Source organism: Dactylosporangium sp. McL0621, assembly GCF_049995355.1.
In the GTDB taxonomy this organism is placed as follows: Bacteria; Actinomycetota; Actinomycetes; order Mycobacteriales; family Micromonosporaceae; genus Dactylosporangium.
The window spans coordinates 10,718,986-10,735,544 of sequence record NZ_CP188259.1; the positions used below are offsets into that span (position 1 = coordinate 10,718,986).

General features: G+C 74.7%; 16 protein-coding genes and 1 pseudogene. 8 read left to right on the plus strand and 9 right to left on the minus strand.

Annotated elements, in window-relative coordinates:
- Positions 1–320: 320 nt before the first annotated feature.
- Entirely contained in the window at positions 321–1,070 is a 750-nt protein-coding gene (bioD, locus tag ACPPVO_RS50765; protein WP_426506416.1) for a dethiobiotin synthase, read from the minus strand.
- The gene (locus ACPPVO_RS50770; protein ID WP_426506417.1) at positions 1,067–2,206 is read right to left on the minus strand and encodes an aminotransferase class I/II-fold pyridoxal phosphate-dependent enzyme; all 1,140 of its coding nucleotides are present in this window, start codon (positions 2,204–2,206) and stop codon (positions 1,067–1,069) included. Before ACPPVO_RS50770 ends, bioD begins: the two co-directional genes overlap by 4 nt.
- A gap of 106 nt (positions 2,207–2,312) precedes the next feature.
- Between ACPPVO_RS50770 and bioB the strand changes: the two genes are divergently transcribed.
- A complete protein-coding gene (gene bioB, locus ACPPVO_RS50775) occupies positions 2,313–3,296 on the plus strand; it encodes a biotin synthase BioB (RefSeq protein WP_426506419.1) in 984 nt (327 codons plus the stop codon).
- Positions 3,224–3,472: pseudogene (locus ACPPVO_RS50780) on the plus strand (hypothetical protein); the annotation flags it as partial. The gene bioB and the pseudogene ACPPVO_RS50780, both read left to right, overlap by 73 nt.
- Here the strand turns inward: ACPPVO_RS50780 and ACPPVO_RS50785 are convergent.
- Both ACPPVO_RS50785 and lgt read right to left on the minus strand, forming a co-directional pair.
- Complete coding sequence (locus ACPPVO_RS50785) at positions 3,462–4,634, minus strand: FAD-dependent oxidoreductase (RefSeq protein WP_426506421.1); 1,173 nt, start codon at positions 4,632–4,634, stop codon at positions 3,462–3,464. The pseudogene ACPPVO_RS50780 and the gene ACPPVO_RS50785 sit on opposite strands and share 11 nt — an antisense overlap.
- Positions 4,634–5,674 carry a prolipoprotein diacylglyceryl transferase gene (gene lgt, locus ACPPVO_RS50790; RefSeq protein WP_426506423.1) on the minus strand — a complete coding sequence of 347 codons (1,041 nt, stop codon included), beginning with the start codon at positions 5,672–5,674 and terminating at the stop codon, positions 4,634–4,636. The genes ACPPVO_RS50785 and lgt overlap by 1 nt, the downstream gene beginning before the upstream one ends.
- 118 nt (positions 5,675–5,792) lie before the next feature.
- Between lgt and ACPPVO_RS50795 the strand changes: the two genes are divergently transcribed.
- Entirely contained in the window at positions 5,793–6,278 is a 486-nt protein-coding gene (locus ACPPVO_RS50795) for an NUDIX hydrolase (RefSeq protein WP_426506425.1), read from the plus strand.
- Between the two features lie 86 nt (positions 6,279–6,364).
- A complete protein-coding gene (locus tag ACPPVO_RS50800; RefSeq protein ID WP_426506426.1) occupies positions 6,365–7,006 on the plus strand; it encodes an SGNH/GDSL hydrolase family protein in 642 nt (213 codons plus the stop codon).
- Here the strand turns inward: ACPPVO_RS50800 and ACPPVO_RS50805 are convergent.
- Entirely contained in the window at positions 6,888–7,454 is a 567-nt protein-coding gene (locus ACPPVO_RS50805; protein WP_426506428.1) for a PQQ-binding-like beta-propeller repeat protein, read from the minus strand. The genes ACPPVO_RS50800 and ACPPVO_RS50805 overlap by 119 nt on opposite strands.
- Positions 7,455–8,473: 1,019 nt before the next feature.
- On the opposite strand from ACPPVO_RS50805, the gene ACPPVO_RS50810 reads away from it, so the two are divergent.
- Complete coding sequence (locus tag ACPPVO_RS50810; protein ID WP_426506429.1) at positions 8,474–8,824, plus strand: hypothetical protein; 351 nt, start codon at positions 8,474–8,476, stop codon at positions 8,822–8,824.
- A 339-nt stretch (positions 8,825–9,163) separates the two neighbouring features.
- On the opposite strand, the gene trpA is transcribed toward ACPPVO_RS50810, so the two are convergent.
- The 3 genes from trpA to trpC are packed head-to-tail and all read right to left on the minus strand — an operon-like array spanning position 9,164 to position 11,993.
- Positions 9,164–9,961, minus strand: coding sequence for a tryptophan synthase subunit alpha (gene trpA, locus ACPPVO_RS50815; RefSeq protein ID WP_426506431.1), 798 nt, complete (start codon positions 9,959–9,961; stop codon positions 9,164–9,166).
- Positions 9,958–11,163 carry a tryptophan synthase subunit beta gene (gene trpB / locus ACPPVO_RS50820; RefSeq protein WP_360385328.1) on the minus strand — a complete coding sequence of 402 codons (1,206 nt, stop codon included), beginning with the start codon at positions 11,161–11,163 and terminating at the stop codon, positions 9,958–9,960. The genes trpA and trpB overlap by 4 nt, the downstream gene beginning before the upstream one ends.
- A 26-nt stretch (positions 11,164–11,189) precedes the next feature.
- The gene (gene trpC / locus ACPPVO_RS50825; RefSeq protein WP_426514846.1) at positions 11,190–11,993 is read right to left on the minus strand and encodes an indole-3-glycerol phosphate synthase TrpC; all 804 of its coding nucleotides are present in this window, start codon (positions 11,991–11,993) and stop codon (positions 11,190–11,192) included.
- A 173-nt stretch (positions 11,994–12,166) separates the two neighbouring features.
- Between trpC and ACPPVO_RS50830 the strand changes: the two genes are divergently transcribed.
- The 3 genes from ACPPVO_RS50830 (at position 12,167) to ACPPVO_RS50840 (ending at position 15,215) form a co-directional block, all read left to right on the plus strand.
- Positions 12,167–13,231, plus strand: coding sequence for a hypothetical protein (locus ACPPVO_RS50830; RefSeq protein WP_426506433.1), 1,065 nt, complete (start codon positions 12,167–12,169; stop codon positions 13,229–13,231).
- 81 nt (positions 13,232–13,312) lie between these two features.
- Positions 13,313–13,465 (plus strand): hypothetical protein, encoded by a 153-nt coding sequence (locus ACPPVO_RS50835; protein WP_426506435.1) that lies wholly within the window; start codon positions 13,313–13,315, stop codon positions 13,463–13,465.
- Positions 13,466–14,255: 790 nt separating this feature from the next.
- The gene (locus ACPPVO_RS50840) at positions 14,256–15,215 is read left to right on the plus strand and encodes a serpin family protein (RefSeq protein ID WP_426506437.1); all 960 of its coding nucleotides are present in this window, start codon (positions 14,256–14,258) and stop codon (positions 15,213–15,215) included.
- 78 nt (positions 15,216–15,293) lie between these two features.
- On the opposite strand, the gene ligD is transcribed toward ACPPVO_RS50840, so the two are convergent.
- Positions 15,294–16,559, minus strand: coding sequence for a non-homologous end-joining DNA ligase (gene ligD / locus ACPPVO_RS50845; RefSeq protein WP_426506438.1), 1,266 nt, complete (start codon positions 16,557–16,559; stop codon positions 15,294–15,296).

The following is a 16,559-nucleotide window of genomic DNA, read 5'->3' on the forward strand; positions in this document are numbered from 1 at the left end:
TCTGCCCCACCACCCCACAATTATCCCAACCCACCCAGAAACCCGCCGCCCCACTTCATATAGCGCATAAATCCGGGACCACCGAATGACGACCCGCACGAACCCGCCGGCAAACCACGGCCAAGAGGAATAACCGTACGCAACAACGAGCAGGGACCACGCTTACACATTGCGGGAGCGCAAGCTCCCGCCACCATCGGCCGAGCGTCGTTGGACAGCCCCAAAGTCCAGGTAAGCCGACATAAACCCCGTCAGGCGAAAAATCCGACATGTCGCGGCGCGAAGCGCCCGACATGTCGTGCGACATCACCCCCGACGATTCAGCGAGAGTGCGAGCGAAACGCCACCGGATCGAAGCGCCCGTGCAAGCGCGCGTCCAGCCAGTGCAAGGCCTCCCGTCGGAAGACCTCCGGCGTCATAGCGCCCGCCCCGTCCGGGATCGCGCCCGCCAGGTCCGCCTCGAGGTCGTGGAGGTTCGTGCGGTGTACCAGCTCCGGCTCGGTCGGCCAGGCGCCGAGAATCACGATGGCCGGGACGTCGCGGCGCGACAGGGCCTGCAGCGTCAGCGCGGTGTGGTTCAACGTCCCGAGGCCCGCCCGCGCCACCACCACCGCCGTCGCGTTCAGGGCCGCGGCCAGGTCCAGGATCGTCCAGCCGCCCTCGCCCAGCGGTACCAGCAGGCCGCCCGCGCCCTCGATCAGGGTCAGGTCGTGCTCCTCGGCGATGGAGCGGATCGCCAGCTGGGCCATCACCGCCGTCAGCGGGTCCTCGCCCGCCACGCGCGCGGCGGCGAGCGGGGCCAGCGGCTCCGGGAAGTCCGACAGGGTGCGGGTCGTCAGCGGCTCGGCGAGGCGGGCCACGGTGCGGGCGTCCCATTCGTCGCCGTCCGCGGTACCGGTCTGGGCCGGCTTCACCACGGCGACGCGCTGGCCCGCGGCGGTGGCCGCGGCGGCGATGGCGGCGGTCGTGATGGTCTTGCCCACGCCGGTGTCGGTGCCGGTGATCACGAGCGGGCCGGTGAGCGGGCCCGGGATCTCCTCGCCGAACAGGACGTCAAGGGGGGCGTTCAAGGGCGTTCCTTCAGGATGATGTCGAGCGCCTCATCGAAGGCCTCGGGCGCGATGCCGACATTGACCGTCAGGCGCAGGCGGGAGCGTCCGTCCGGTGTGGACGGTGGGCGGAAGCAGCCTACCGCCACGCCCTGTTCGCGGCAGGCCAGCGACCAGGCCAGGGCCTGCTCGGGGCCGGGGGCGACGACCGGGACGACGCCGCCGGCCGGAACCGGGACCTCGAGCCGCTCGGCCGCGCGCGACGCCCGGGCGCGCAGCTCGGCGCGCAGGTCGTCGCCGTCGGCGAGCAGGGCCAGCGCGGCCAGCGCGCCCGCGGCCACGGCCGGCGGGAGGGCGGTGTCGAAGATGAACGTGCGGCCGGTGTCGACGAGCTGGCGGCGCAGCTGGGCCGGGCCCGCGATCACGCCGCCGGCCGCGCCCAGGGACTTCGACAGGGTCGCGGTCACCGCCAGGCCGGGGGCGCCGGCCAGCCCGGCCGCGGCCACCCCGCCGGCGCCGCGCGAGCCGAGCACGCCGAGGGCGTGGGCGTCGTCGACGAGCAGGAGGGCGCCGTGGGCGCGGGCGACGTCGTACAGCTCCGGCAGCGGGGCCAGGTCGCCGTCGACGGAGAAGACGCTCTCGGTCACGACCAGCGCCGGGCGGCCCGGGTGGGCGGCGAGGATCGCCCGGACCGCGGCCGGGTCGGCGTGCGGGGCGACGACGGTCTCGACGCCGTCGCGGCCGGCCCGGGCGAGGCGGCAGCCGTCGACGATGGAGGCGTGGTTGTGGGCGTCGGAGACGATCAGGGCGCCCGGGCGGGCCAGGGCGCGGATGGCGCCGAGGTTGGCGAGGTAGCCGGAGGAGTACACCAGCGCGCTCTCGGTGCCGAGCAGCTCCGCGAGGCCGTCCTCCAGGGCCTGGTGGGCCTCGGTGGAGCCGCGCACCAGGCGGGAGCCGGTCGCGCCGAGGCCGAAGTCGTGCAGCGCCTCGACCGCGGCCGCGAGGACGGCGGGGTGGCGGGACAGGCCGAGGTAGTCGTTGCCCGCGAGGTCGATCACCGGATCGGCCTCGGCGGCGCCGCGCGGGCGCAGCTCCCGGCGCAGGCCCGCGGCCTCACGAGCCGCCGCCGCATCATCGAGGCCAGCCAACCACTCCAACGAAACCCTCCACCGACGTTGTAGGACCCCGACAATACCGATTAGACAGTGTGTACAAAGTCATCGGGTGCGGACACGGGGCCCGGACGATTTGTAAGGTACGAGCATGCTTGATGCTGCCAAGGCCGTGCTGGACACCGGCGAGGGCCTCGACCGCGACGGAGTGCTCGCGGTGCTGACCTGTACCGACGAGGAGCTGCCGGAGTACCTCGCGATCGCCCACGACGTGCGCATGCGCTGGTGCGGCCCGGAGGTCGAGGTCGAGGGCATCGTGTCGCTCAAGACCGGCGGCTGCCCCGAGGACTGCCACTTCTGCTCGCAGTCGGGCCTGTTCGCCTCGCCGGTGCGGGCGGTCTGGCTCGACATCCCGTCGCTGGTCGAGGCGGCGAAGCAGACCGCGGCGACCGGGGCGACCGAGTTCTGCATCGTGGCCGCGGTGCGCGGGCCCGACGAGCGGCTCATGGCGCAGCTCGCCGACGGGGTCGCGGCGATCCGGGCGGCCGTGGACATCAACATCGCCGCCTCGCTCGGCATGCTCAGCCAGGCGCAGGTGGACCGGCTGGCCGAGCTGGGCATCCACCGGTACAACCACAATCTGGAAACCGCGAAGTCCCACTTCCCCAACGTCGTCAGCACCCACACCTGGGACGAGCGCTGGGACACCCTGCGCATGGTCCGCGCCGCCGGCATGGAGGTGTGCTGCGGGGGCATCCTCGGCCTCGGCGAGAGCGTCGAGCAGCGCGCCGAGTTCGCGATCCAGCTGCAGGAGCTCGACCCGCACGAGGTACCGCTGAACTTCCTCAACCCGCGCCCGGGCACGCCGCTGGCCGAGCAGCCGGTGCTCGACCCGAAGGACGCGCTGCGGGCCGTCGCCGCGTTCCGCCTCGCGCTGCCGCGCACGCTGCTGCGCTACGCCGGCGGTCGCGAGATCACGCTGGGCGACCTCGGCACCCGCGACGGGCTGCTGGGCGGCGTGAACGCGGTGATCGTCGGCAACTACCTGACCACGCTGGGCCGCTCGCCGGCGCAGGACCTGGCCCTGCTCGACGAGCTGAGCATGCCGGTCAAGGCCCTGTCGGCGACGCTGTGACGTACTGCGACCGGTGCGGGGAGCCGCGCGGGACCGGCGAACACGCCGCCTGCGCGGCCGCGCGGGAGCTCGAGCCGCCGCGGTACTGCACCCACTGCCGCCGCCGGATGAAGGTCCAGGTGCTGCCGGGCGGCTGGTCCGCCGCCTGCGTCGAGCACGGTGTGCTCACCCCGTAGGGCCGCCCCACTCGGTCGCCGCGGCCGCGGCGCGCTCCAGCGAGCGGGGGTTCACCCGGGCGATGGAGGCCGCGATCCGGCCGCGGCTCTGCAGTACCGCCGCCGCCTTCTTCGACTGCTGGAGCACCCGGAGAATCCGGGGACGACGCAGCCGGTTGTACTCGTGCAGCGCCGCCGGCACCGCCCCGCCCGCCAGCACCGTCTGCAGGGTGGCCACGTCCTCGAGCGCGAGCGAGGCGCCCTGGGCCAGGTGGTGCGGCATGGCGTGGGCCGCGTCGCCGATGAGCGCGTAGCCGCCCGCCCCGGCGGCGATGCCCAGCGTGTCCGGCAGCGGGATGATCTCGCCGACCGGCTCCTGCACCAGGTCGTCGGCCTCGGTGGCGTCCAGCAGCTGGGCGACCGGCCCGTGCCAGCCGGCGAACCAGCGCCGCAGCAGGGCCAGCTGGCCGGCGGGCGGCTCGGGGCGCAGCGCGCCGGGCACGGTCGCGACCCAGGAGATGCCGCCGCGGCTGGAGCCGCCGGCCGAGCCGCGCTCCCCCAGCGACGCGTACGCGAACCGCTGCCCGCCCCCGAGCACGTCCCCGTGGCCGGGGACGCCGGCGGGCAGCTCGGGCGCGCGGTACCACGGAATGACGGCCCGCCACGCCGCGAACCCGGCGCTGGCGAAGGTGCTCGCGGCGGCGAGCCGGCGCCGGATCGCGCTGTCGGGGCCGTCCGCGGCGACGACCAGGTCGCCCTCGAACATGACGCGGCCGTCGCCGACCGCAGGCCGGTCGCGGCGCACGCGAGCGCTCTGCACCGCGATGCCGCCGCGGACGTCGACCTGCTCGCCGATGCCGGCGATGAACGCGTCGTGCAGGTCCTCGCGGTGCACGACGACCGGCGGCGACTCGAGCTCGGCCGCGCCCGGCGGCACCAGCCACGAGCCGTCGGGCCGGTGGATGCCCGCGGGCGGCACCGGCGTGGAGATGCCCTCGAGCCCGCCGGCCAGACCCAGCGCCCGCAGCGCGCGGACCCCGTTGGGCCACAGCACCACCGCGGCGCGGCCGGCCCGGATCCGGTCGTCGCGCTCGAGCAGGGTGACCCTCCAGCCCGAGCGGGCCAGCGCGCCGGCGGCGGCGAGCCCGCCGATGCCGGCGCCGACCACGACCGCGGACCGCATCAGCCCTGTGTTTCCTTCGCTTCCTGGTCTTCCTTGGCCTCTGCGGGCCGGTCGTCGGGCTCCTCCGGCGCGGGCTCCTCGGCGGGCTCGTCGACGGGCTCGGCGACAGGCTCCGGGGCGGCGTCGAGGGCCCTGGGCTCCTCTCCGGCGGCCGGCGCGCCGGGGCTGACGAGCGTGATGTTGCCGTCGTCGTCGAAGGTCACGTGCTCCTGCGGGCCGCGTACGCGCAGGAAATACACCAGCGCGGCGGCGAAGACGATGATCGACGTCCAGTTGTTCAGGCGCATGCCGAGCACGTGGTGGGCGTCGTCGATGCGCAGCAGCTCGACCCAGAAGCGGCCGACCGTGTAGAGCATGACGTAGAGCGCGAAGGCGCGGCCGCGGCCGAAGCGGTACCGGCGGTCGAGCAGCCAGACGGCGACCGCGACCCCGATGCACCACAGCGACTCGTAGAGGAAGGTCGGGTGGAACACGCCGAGCACGATCGGCTGGCCGCCGGCCTCCAGGGCGCGGCCGTGCTCGGTGTCCCAGTTGTAGACCTTGAGCCCCCACGGCAGGGTCGTCTCCTTGCCGTACAGCTCGTTGTTGAACCAGTTGCCCCAGCGCCCGATCGCCTGGGCGACGGGCAGCGCGACCGCGAGGGCGTCGGCCGTCATCGCGAACGGCAGCTTCATCCGCCGGCACGCGATGTAGGCGCCGAGCGCGCCCGCCGCGATGCCGCCCCAGATGCCGAGGCCGCCCTCCCAGATCTTGAACGCCTTGAGGACCGAGCCGTTCTCCCCGAAGTACGCCTCCGGCGAGGTGATCACGTGATACAGCCGGGCGCCGACGATGCCGAACGGCACCGCCCAGATCGCCACGTCGAGGATCACCCAGGGTGGAGCGCCCCGCGCCCGGAGGCGGCGGTCGGCGATGTAGCAGGCGGCCACGATGCCCAGCACGATGCAGAGCGCGTAGGCACGCAGCGGGATCGGTCCGAGGTCCCAGACGCCACGCGTCGGGCTCGGGATCTCGGCCAGCGGGAAGAGGGCAGCATCCACGGGTGCACACGCTACCGCCGATCCCGCCGGAACCGACGCCCGGGCGGGCCCCGGCTCTTTGGAGATCACCATCAGCGAAGGTCTCGCGACGCTGCGCGGCTCGGCTTAAAGTCGGAACATGAGCTACTCAACGTTGAGTAACGGCAGCAAGGTGACCTCTGCGGTCGCCGCGGTCATCGAGGACGCGGCCGGCCGCGTTCTTCTATGCCGGCAGGCCGGCGGCCACCGGCTTTGGGGTCTGCCGGGCGGGAAGATCCGCGCGGAGGAGAGCCCCGTGCACGCGGTCATCCGGGACATCCGCGAGGAGACCGGCCTGGAGACCGAGATCATCGAGCTGATCGGCATGTACCAGCTGACCGGCGACGCCTGCGGCAGCACCACCCCCGACCTCTTCGTCCACGTCTTCCGCGGCCGGCTCGAAGGCGGCGGCCCGGCCCTCAACGCGCCCGGCCGGATCAGCGGGCTGGCGTGGCACTCCCCCGACGCGCTGCCCGAGCCATTGACCGCCACCACCCGCACCGCGATCGCCGATTCGGCCGCCGGGCGCACCGGCGTGATCCGCGAGGTCGAGCGCGACAAGGAACCGGCGATCGCCGACGCCTGAAATTTTCCGCCGCACAAGCTTGCGTACCTGCACCTCCGCCGATACCACCTGGCACTGACGCGGGCCGATCCGCGATGATCCATTCCATGGCCCCGCAGTACTACGCGCTCGGCGACTCGATGTCGATCGACGACTACGCGGGCGGCCCCGGTCTCGGCGCCGCCTCCCTGCTCGCCGACGACCTCGGCATCGAGATGCTGCTGCTCGCGCGCGACGGCGCGACGAGCGACGACGTCCTGCGCCGCCAGCTCGGCCAGGTGGCCGGACGCCCGGCCCTGGTGACCGTCACGATGGGCGGCAACGACCTGCTGACCGCGATAGTCGAGTCCCCCGACAAGGTGCCGGCCGCGGTGGAGGCGACCGCCGCGAACTACGACGCCGTCCTCGCCACCCTCGCCGCGACCGGCGCGAAGATCGTGGTCAGCACCGTGTACGACCCGACGGACGGCACCGGCGACCTCTCCTGGGCCGGCCTCCCCGACGTCGACGAGGGCCTGGCCCTGCTGCACTCGATGAACGCGGCGATCCGCGGCGCGGCCCGGCGCCACGGCGCGGTCGTGGCGGACCTGCACTTGGCGTTCCTGGGCCACGGCGCGCAGGCCGGCGACATCACGCGGCCCGACTCGCACCCGGCCAACCGCGAGCTCTGGCTGTGCGGGCACATCGAGCCCAACGCCTGGGGCGCGCAGGCGATCCGCGACACCTGGCGGGCGGCCCTACGCGGCTGAGAACGCGTGCACGCTGGACGGCGGCGAAGTACACGTGGTCGCCGGCCAGCAGCAGCGGCTCGTCGCCGTGCATCGCGTCCACGTCGAGGTCGAGGCGCCGCACGAGGCGCCCGGTGCCGGTGTCGGCCGCGACCAGCTCGACCCGGGGGGTGCTCACGCCGCCGCGGATCGCGAAGTGGTACACCATCGCGTAGACGACGCCGCCCCCGTTGACCGGCGCCCAGTAGGAGGCGTCGACCTCCGCGTGCAGCCCGTAGGAGGTGCGCCACCGCCGGGCCCCGCCGGCCGCGTCGAACGCGGCCAGCCCGCCGTGCCCGTCGACGACGAACACGGCCCCGTCGCCGGCGCTCGCGTGCACCGGCGACTCCAGCGTCCCGGCGTCGCACCAGCGCTGGACGCCGTCGGCGGCGGCGTAGGCGCAGACGCCGCGCTCGCCGACCGAGTACACGGCGTCGAGCGTCCCGGCGTCGCACCAGCGCTAGACGCCGTCGGCGGCGGCGTAGGCGCAGACGCCGCGCTCGCCGACCGAGTACACGGCGTCGAGCGTCCCGGCGTCGCACCAGCGCTAGACGCCGTCGGCGGCGGCGTAGGCGCAGACGCCGCGCTCGCCGACCGACTACACGGCGTCGAGCGTCCCGGCGTCGCACCAGCGCTGGACGCCGTCGGCGGCGGCGTAGGCGCAGACGCCGCGCTCGCCGACCGACTACACGGCGTCGAGCGTCCCGGCGTCGCACCAGCGCTAGACGCCGTCGGCGGCGGCGTAGGCGCAGACGCCGCGCTCGCCGACCGACTACACGGCGTCGAGCGTCCCGGCGTCGCACCAGCGCTAGACGCCGTCGGCGGCGGCGTAGGCGCAGACGCCGCGCTCGCCGACCGACTACACGGCGTCGAGCGTCCCGGCGTCGCACCAGCGCTAGACGCCGTCGGCGGCGGCGTAGGCGCAGACGCCGCGCTCGCCGACCGACTACACGGCGTCGAGCGTCCCGGCGTCGCACCAGCGCTAGACGCCGTCGGCGGCGGCGTAGGCGCAGACGCCGCGCTCGCCGACCGACTACACGGCGTCGAGCGTCCCGGCGTCGCACCAGCGCTGGACGCCGTCGGCGGCGGCGTAGGCGCAGACGCCGCGCTCGCCGACCGAGTACACGGCGTCGCCGGCCGCCACGAGCTCGGCGCCGCTGGCGTCGCGCCGCCAGGCCGGGGCCCCCGGTGCGGGCGTCGAACGCCTCGATGGTCCCCGGCTCCACGGCCTGCAGCACCAGCCCGCCGAGGCGGACCGGGACGTGGAAGCCGGGCTCGCCGCCGAGCGGGGCGGTCCACGCAACGGTGCCGTCGGCGGTGCGGTAGGCGGTGAGGGTGGCCCCGGCGGCGCGCAGGACCAGCTCACCGGCCGCCGTGAAACCGCCGGAGACCGCATCGGGAAGGTCCACGGTCCACTTCGGTTCGCCCCGGAAGGTGTACCCGCGCAGCGTGCGCCGCAGCGCCGGGCGCTCGATCGCCTCCACGACCAGCGTGTCGCCGGGGGCCGCGAGCCGCCCGAACGCCTGGCCGGGCTCGTCGACGACCGCGCCGAGATCGTCACCGGTCACGGCGTCGTACCGGCGGATCTGCCCCGACGGGCCGCCCGAGGACCGGAACACCGTGCCGTCGACCACGACCGCGCCGCCGACCTGCTCGCCCGGGCGCCCGGCGGGTGCGGCCCACGCCGGGTGCAGGTGCTTCGCCGCCGTCGCGTTCAGGCCGCCGGTCAGCGCCTGGTGGCCGGAGCGTCCGGGGTCGCCGCCGTCCTGGCGCCAGTCGGCGTCGGCGGTCGAGCCGTAGCCGATGGTCGAGGCCTGGGCCGCGCCGGCTTGCGGTCCGAGCACGGAGGCCATGGTCAGCAGGAGGAGGGCTTGCGGTACAAAACGGGAATAATGCCGCACGGGGGCTCAACGAGCCCGGCTTCCGTTGGTGGCGGAGCCTTGGTCCTCGGCGCCTCCTTGCTGGCTGCGCGCCTTCGGCGCCGAGGTTGTCCGTGGCGGCTTTAGCGGCGGCGAAGGCCTTCGGCGCCCGTGGCCGTTTCAGCGGCGGCGCACGCCCTCGGCCCGGCCCGGCGCCCAGGCTGCCCATGGCCGCCTTGTGGCGGCGCGCGCCATCGGCGCTGACGTGCCAGTGGCCGTTTCAGCGGCGGCGCACGCCCTCGGCCAGTTCGGCGCTGAGCTTGCCCACCGCGGCCACGCCCGCCGCCGGGCTGTCGGCCTCCAGCAGGCAGCGGACCAGGGCGCTGCCCACGATCACGCCGTCGGCGAACGCGCCCACCTCGGCCGCCTGCGCGCCGTTGGAGACGCCGAGCCCGACCGCGACCGGCACCGTGGAGCCGACCGCGCGCACCCGGTCGACGATGACCGGCGCCGCGCTGCTGGTCCGGTCGCGGGCGCCGGTGACGCCCATGACGCTGGTGGCGTAGACGAAGCCGCGGCAGGCCGCGACGGTGCTCGCGATGCGCGCGTCGGTCGAGGACGGCGAGACCAGGAAGACCCGGTCGAGGCCGTGCTGGTCGGAGGCGGCGAGCCACGGGCCGGCCTCGTCCGGGATCAGGTCGGGCGTGATCAGGCCCGCCCCGCCGGCCGCGGCCAGGTCGCCCGCGAAGCGCTCGACGCCGTAGCGCTCGACCAGGTTCCAGTACGTCATGGTCAGGATCGGCGCCCCGGTCGCCGCCGCGGCCTCGACGGTGGCGAGGCCGTCGCGGACCCGGAAGCCGCGGGCGAGAGCCGCCTCGGTGGCGCGCTGGATGACCGGGCCGTCCATGACCGGGTCGGAGTACGGCAGGCCGATCTCGACGATGTCGACCCCGTTGTCGATCATGGCCCGGATGGCGTCCGTGGCCGTCGCGACGTCGGGGAAGCCGGCCGGGAGGTACCCGATGAGCGCGCTGCGCCCCTCGACCCCGGCCTTGTCGAACGCGGTCTGGGCGCTCATACCTCGAACCACTCCCGGGCGGTGTCCATGTCCTTGTCGCCGCGGCCGGACAGGCACACGATGACGGTCGGCTCGCGGCCCAGCTCGGCGGCCAGGCTCGGGATGACCCGCAGGGCCCCGGCGACGGCGTGCGCGCTCTCGATCGCCGGGATGATGCCCTCGCTGCGGCAGAGCAGCTTGAAGGCGTCCATCGCCTCGGCGTCGGTGACCGGCTCGTACCGGGCGCGGCCGGTGTCGTGCAGGTAGGCGTGCTCAGGCCCGACCGCCGGGTAGTCCAGGCCGGCCGAGATCGAGTGGGACTCGACGGTCTGGCCGTCCTCGTCCTGCAGCAGGTAGGTCCGGGCGCCGTGCAGCACGCCCGTGGCGCCGCCGGTGATGCTCGCCGCGTGCCGGCCGGTGTCCACGCCGTCGCCGCCGGCCTCGAAGCCGTACAGCCGCACGGTTTCATCGGGAACGAACGCGTGGAACGCGCCGATCGCGTTGGAGCCGCCGCCGACGCAGGCCGCGACCGCGTCGGGCAGCCGGCCGGTCTGTTCGACGATCTGGCGGCGGGCCTCGACGCTGATGCCGCCGACGAAGTCGCGGACCATCGCCGGGAACGGGTGCGGGCCGGCCGCGGTGCCGAGCAGGTAGTGGGTGTCGTCGACGTTCGTCACCCAGTCGCGCAGGGCCTCGTTGATCGCGTCCTTGAGCGTCTTGGAGCCGGTCGAGACGGGCACGACGGTGGCGCCGAGCATGCGCATGCGGGCGACGTTGAGGGCCTGGCGGCGGGTGTCCTCCTCGCCCATGTACACGACGCACTCGAGGTCGAGCAGCGCGCAGGCGGTGGCGCTGGCGACGCCGTGCTGGCCGGCGCCGGTCTCGGCGATGACCCGCGACTTGCCCATCCGCTTGGTCAGCAGGGCCTGGCCCAGGACGTTCCTGACCTTGTGGGCGCCGGTGTGGTTGAGGTCCTCGCGCTTGAGGAAGATCGTTGCACCGGTACCGCGGGAGAGCCGCTCGGCCCGGTACAGCGGGCTGGGCGTGTTGGCGTAGTCGCGCAGCAGGCGGCCGAACTCGGCCTGGAACGCCTCGTCGGCCTGCGCGTGGCGGTAGGCCGCGTCGAGCTCGTCGAGCGCGGCGATGAGCGCCTCGGGGACGAACCGGCCGCCGTAGGTGCCGAAGTGCCCGGCCGGGTCGGGCAGCAGGCCCGCGGCCGACAGGAAGGCGCTCGCCGGGCCGCCGGCGTTCACCGGGCCGCCCGCGGGGTGGCCGGATGGCTCCCAGCGGTCACGAGCTCGGCGACGGCGTCGCGCGGGCTCTTCTGCGTGACCAGGCCCTCGCCGACCAGCACCGCGTCGGCGCCGGCGGACGCGTAGCGGATCAGGTCGTGCGGCCCGCGGACCCCCGACTCGGCGATCTTGACGACCTCGGCGGGCAGCCCGGGCGCGATGCGCTCGAACACCGTCCGGTCGACCTCCAGCGTGCGCAGGTTGCGCGCGTTGATGCCGATGACGCGGGCGCCGGCCTCCAGGGCACGGTCGGTCTCCTCCTCGTCGTGCACCTCGACCAGCGCGGTCATGCCGAGGCTCTCGATGCGGTCGAGCAGCCCGGAAAGCGTGTTCTGGTCGAGCGCGGCGACGATCAGCAGCACCAGGTCGGCGCCGTAGGCCCGGGCCTCGTGCACCTGGTACGAGGACACCACGAAGTCCTTGCGCAGCATCGGAATGTCGATCGCGGCACGGACGGCGGCGAAGTCGTCGAGGCTGCCGCCGAACCACCGGCCCTCGGTGAGCACGCTGACGCAGCGGGCGCCGCCGGCCGCGTACTCCTTCGCGAGCTCCGCCGGGTCCGGGATCTCGGCCAGCGCGCCCTTGGACGGCGACGCGCGCTTGACCTCGGCGATGACGCCGACGCCCGGGGCGCGCAGCTTGGCGTAGGCGTCCCTCGGCGGCGGGGCCTCGGCGGCGCGCTGTTTGATGTCTGACAGGGGCACCTGGGCCTCGCGGACCGCCAGGTCCTCGCGCACTCCGGCGAGGATCTCGTCGAGCACCCGGCCGCTTTCCGCGTTGATCAAGGAGCTCCCCTCTCCGGTGGTCATGCGACCGATGCTAGGTCGCCCCCGGTCAGTGGACGGTCGCGGGGGTATGGCCGACATCACCTGATGGACTAGGGCATAATGCCTCGCCGCCCAGTTTTGTCGTACCCCCGCCCTAGGGTGTCCGCATGAGCATCCAGCGCGCCAACACATTGACGGCCACCTGGGCCGCGGTGTCGGCCGCGGCGGTGTTCTCGGCGGCCGCGGTCTATCCGCTCCTGGCCCTGCTGGCCTCCGTCGCCGCCGGACGCCCCCGCGCCGAGCTGCTCGCGGTCGCCCCCACGCCCCTCGACCTGCCGATCCGCGGCGCGCTCGGCCTGTGGACCCGCGAGGGCGTGCCGCTCACCCTCGACTGGGCCGCCCGCGCCGGCCCGCGCCTGACCGGCGACCCGCTGATCGACCGCCCGCTGCTTGACGCGTGGGCGGCCGCGCAGACCGGCGCCCCCGTCCCCCCGTTCGAGTTCGCCCCCGCCGACGAGAACGCGCTGGTCCTGGCCGCGGCCCTCGCCGTCACCGCCGACTGGGAGACCCCGTTCACCGACGGCGTGCTGCGCCCCGCGGCCGGCCCCTGGGCGGGCCGGCGGCTGGCCTCGCTGCACCGGCGCGGCCCCGGCCTGACCGCCCTGCGCAGCGCCGCGACGCCCGCCGGCCCGGTGACGCTGCTGACGGTGCGCGGGACGGGCGACGTCGACGTGGTGCTGTGCACGGCCGGCGGGACCGCCCCGGCCCCGGCCGTGCTGGCCGCCGCCGTGGAAAGTTTCGCGGCGGCCACCCCCGCGAGGAAGGGCCCGGGCATCACCAAGGCACTCGTCGACGCCGACGACACCGAGCCCGAGCTGGTGGTGAAGGTCCCCCGCTTCGCGGCCGCGGCCGCCCACGACCTGCTCACCGCCGCGGACGTCTTCGGCCTGCGCGCGGCGGCCGCACCGGCACTCTTCCCGGGCATCAGCTCCGAGCCGCTGCGCGTGGCGTCCGCGGGGCTGAGCGTGGCGGCGGCCTTCACCGGCCCGGGGTTCCGCGCCGCGCCGGTGACACGCACCCCGGTCGTGCCGATGACCCCGCCGGCGGGCACGGCGCGCCGGCTGCGGGTGACGGTGCGCTTCGACGAGCCGTTCGGATACCTCGCCGTCCACCGCCCCACGGACCTGGTCCTCATGGCCGGCTGGGTCGACACCCCGGAGGCCGCACCGTGAGGTCTGCCCTGTGCACCGCCCCCGGGTCACCGCCCGTTCCGGCGGCCTTTCGCGCTCGACGCCGCGTTCGACGCCGCGCCGGTGACCCGGAGCCCGGCCGTGCCGATGACCCCGCCCACCGGGCTACGGGCGACAGTGCGCTTCGACGAGCCGTTCGGATACCTCGCCGTCCACCGCCCCACAGGCCTGTTCCCCATCGCCGGCTGGGTCGCCACCCTGGAGGCCGCACCGTGACGCGGGCGGTTGTGTCGGCGGCGTCGCCCCACGCAGCGCCGACCCTGCCCGGCCTGCCGATTTCCGCCCGGTCGGGCCTTCACGGGTGGCTGCTGCTTCCCGTCGTCCCCGGGCCTTCGCCGGTCGCTGCCCCTTCCATTCGCATTCCGCGTTGCCTGGATCGACACACCGCGGGCCACACCGTGACGCGGGCGACGGCGGCGCCCCACGCTCTACCGCTTCCCGCCCGGTCGGGCCTTCACGGCTGGCTGCCGCTTCCCGTCGTCCCCGGCCTTCGCCGCTCGCTGCCCCTTCCATTCGCATTCCGCGTTGCCTGGATCGACACACCGCCGGCCACACCGTGACGCGGGCGACGGGGTCGCCCCACGCAGCGTCAACCCCCGCCCGGCCTGCCCCTTCCCGCCCGGTCGGGCCTTCACGGCTGGCTGCCGCTTCCCGTCGTGTCCGGCCTTCGCCGGTCGCTGCCGCTTCCATTCACTGTCGGCCCTGCCTGGGCCGACACCTCGGAGGCCGCACCGTGACGCGGGTGGCGGCGTCGCCCCACGCGGCGCCGACCCCAGCCCGGCCTGCCGCGTCCCGCCCGGTCGGGCCCTCGCGGGCCGCTGCCCGTTCCTGTTGTCCTTCACGTTCGGGGGTTGTGCGATGAGTGTTGCTGCGGCGAATCGGCTCACCGGGGCGTGGGCGGCGACCCTGTCCGGAGCGTCGGGGACGGTCCTGTCGGGCGCGGGCGTCTATCCGCTGCTGTCGCTGCTGGCCGGGGCCGCCGCCGGGCCGGCCGCCGCCGAGTTGAGTGCGGTGGCGCCCCACGCCGCTCGTACTGCCGCCGGACGTGAAGGCCGCCGTCGGGTTGTGGGCGCGCGCCGATGTGCGGCTGCGGCCGCGCTTCCGGGACCTCGTGGCCGGCATCCTCACCGACGACCCGGCCCCGATCGACGCCTGGTCGAACGAGCACACCGGCGGCCTGATCCCGTCCATTCCGATCAAGATCGACGAAGAGACGCGCCTCGTCCTGGCCGGCGCGCTGGCTATCGAGACCGAGTGGGCCGAGCCGTTCGAGGAGGGCGAGGGCCACTTCGACACGGGACCTTGGACGGGTTCGTGGTTGTGGCTGTACCGGAGCGCGCCCACACTCGACGGGCTCGCCGTCCTGGCGACAGCGGCCGGCCCGATCACCGCCGCGACCGTTCGCGGCCGCGACAACGTCGACGTGGTCCTGCTCCTGGGCGAGGAGAACCGCGGCCCGGCCGAGCTCCTCCCGGCCGCGATCGCCGCCGTGACCGTGCCGGAGCCGGCCGCGGCGGACGCTCTCCGGCCCTTGGTGGATGGTGCCTTCACGCCGGAGGGGCCGGGCGTCTCGGTCGAGCGGAGCGAGCTTCCCGGGTGCACGCTGTCGCTGCCCCGCTTCACCGTGCGGGCCGAGCACGACCTGCTCGCGGCGGCTGCGGTGTTCGGGCTGGGCGCCGCGACCGGCCCGACCGACACCACGGGGCACTTCCCGGGCCTCGCCGAGGAGCCGCTCGCGGTCTCGGGGGCCGCCCAGAGCGCCACCGCGTCGTTCACCGCCCTGGGCTTCAAGGCGGCCGCGTCCACCTACGCCGCGTCGGGCGCCGGCATCCCGGACCTGAACCACGACATGGTGTACGTCAGTTTCGACCGGCCCTTCGGCTTCCTCGCCGTCGACCGCCCCACCGGGCTGGTGCTCTTCGCGGGATGGGTCGGCGAGCCGGATCCGTACACCGAGGACTACTGATGCAACCGGGGGCGCGCCGCCGGCCGCCGACGCGGCGGCGTCAGGGACCGCTCAGACCGGGCGCCCCGGTGTGCGGCGTCACGACTCCCCGGGTTCGGGGGCCGGCTCGGGGCGGCGCCAGCGGGCCGGGATCTCGCCGCGCGCGGCCATCTCCTTCCACTTGGCGAAGGGGTCGAAGTCGTGCTCCAGGGGCTCCTGCTCCGGACGCTCCCCGTCGGGGACGTGGATGAGGTTGACGCGGATGCGGTACCAGACCGAATTTATCCCCCGCATCGAGTCGACCAGGACGTCGGCGGGCTCGAGCAGCGGCCAGACCTTGGGGTGGCGCTCCTTCCAGCGGTCGAGGTCCGCCAGCGCCTCCTCGCGCGTCGCGGTGCGCGTGATCTCGATCAGCGGCATGGTCGGCTCGCGGCGGCCGGCGCCCTTCTTCGCGGGTGCTCGCTTCTTGAACGTGGACGCGAGGTCCAGCAGCGGCTCGAGCGACCCGCGGGCGTCCTCGATGCCGGCCCACGGGTCGGGGCGGCCGGGCACGGTGTCCACGGTGTACGCGGCGGGGTCGCAGCCGGGCACCTCGTCCCAGCTGAGCGGGGCCGAGACCTTGGCCTCCTCGGCGGGGCGGACGGAGTACCCGGAGGCGGTGGTGTGGTCCTTGGCGTTCTGGTTGTAGTCGAGGAACACGCCCTGCCTCTCCTCCTTCCACCACGCGCCGGTCGCCAGGTCGGGGGCGCGGCGCGCGACCTCGCGGGCGAAGCCCTCGGCGGCGCGGCGTACCTCGGCGAAGGTCCACCGCGGCTCGATGCGCGCGTAGATGTGGAAGCCCCGGGAGCCCGACGTCTTCGGCCAGCCCGCCAGGCCGTACTCCTCGAGGACCTCCCGGGCGATGAGCGCCACGTCGACGACCTGGCCCCACGGCACGCCCGGCACCGGGTCGAGGTCGATGCGCAGCTCGTCCGGGTGGTCGACGTCCTCGGCGAGCACCGAGTGGGTGTGCAGCTCCAGGCACCCGAGGTTGACGACCCAGGCGAGCTGGGCCGCGTCGCGCAGGACGATCTCCTCCGCGGTTCGCCCCGACGGGTACCGCAGCTCCACCGTCTCGATCCAGTCGGGCCGCTTGGCGGGCGCGCGCTTCTGGAAGAAGGCCTCGCCCTCGATGCCGTTGACGTACCGCTTGAGGGCCATCGGCCGCCCGCCCGCGCCCCGCAGGGCCCCGTCGGCCACGGCCAGGTAGTAGCGCACCACGTCCATCTTGGTGCGGCCGGACTTCGGGAAGTACACCTTGTCCGGATTGGTGATCGTCACCTCGCGCCCGGCGACCTCGATCACTTCCTCAGCGCTGCTCGCCAT

What these genes read in the sequence shown, in the direction of transcription:
- bioB (WP_426506419.1), top strand. Translation starts at nt 2,313, where the DNA reads ATGCTTGATGCTGCCAAGGCCGTGCTGGACACCGGCGAGGGCCTCGAC.
- ACPPVO_RS50785 (WP_426506421.1), bottom strand. Translation starts at nt 4,634, where the DNA reads ATGCGGTCCGCGGTCGTGGTCGGCGCCGGCATCGGCGGGCTCGCCGCC.
- ACPPVO_RS50795 (WP_426506425.1), top strand. Translation starts at nt 5,793, where the DNA reads ATGAGCTACTCAACGTTGAGTAACGGCAGCAAGGTGACCTCTGCGGTC.
- ACPPVO_RS50800 (WP_426506426.1), top strand. Translation starts at nt 6,365, where the DNA reads ATGGCCCCGCAGTACTACGCGCTCGGCGACTCGATGTCGATCGACGAC.
- trpA (WP_426506431.1), bottom strand. Translation starts at nt 9,961, where the DNA reads ATGAGCGCCCAGACCGCGTTCGACAAGGCCGGGGTCGAGGGGCGCAGC.
- ACPPVO_RS50830 (WP_426506433.1), top strand. Translation starts at nt 12,167, where the DNA reads ATGAGCATCCAGCGCGCCAACACATTGACGGCCACCTGGGCCGCGGTG.
- ligD (WP_426506438.1), bottom strand. Translation starts at nt 16,559, where the DNA reads ATGGCGAGCAGCGCTGAGGAAGTGATCGAGGTCGCCGGGCGCGAGGTG.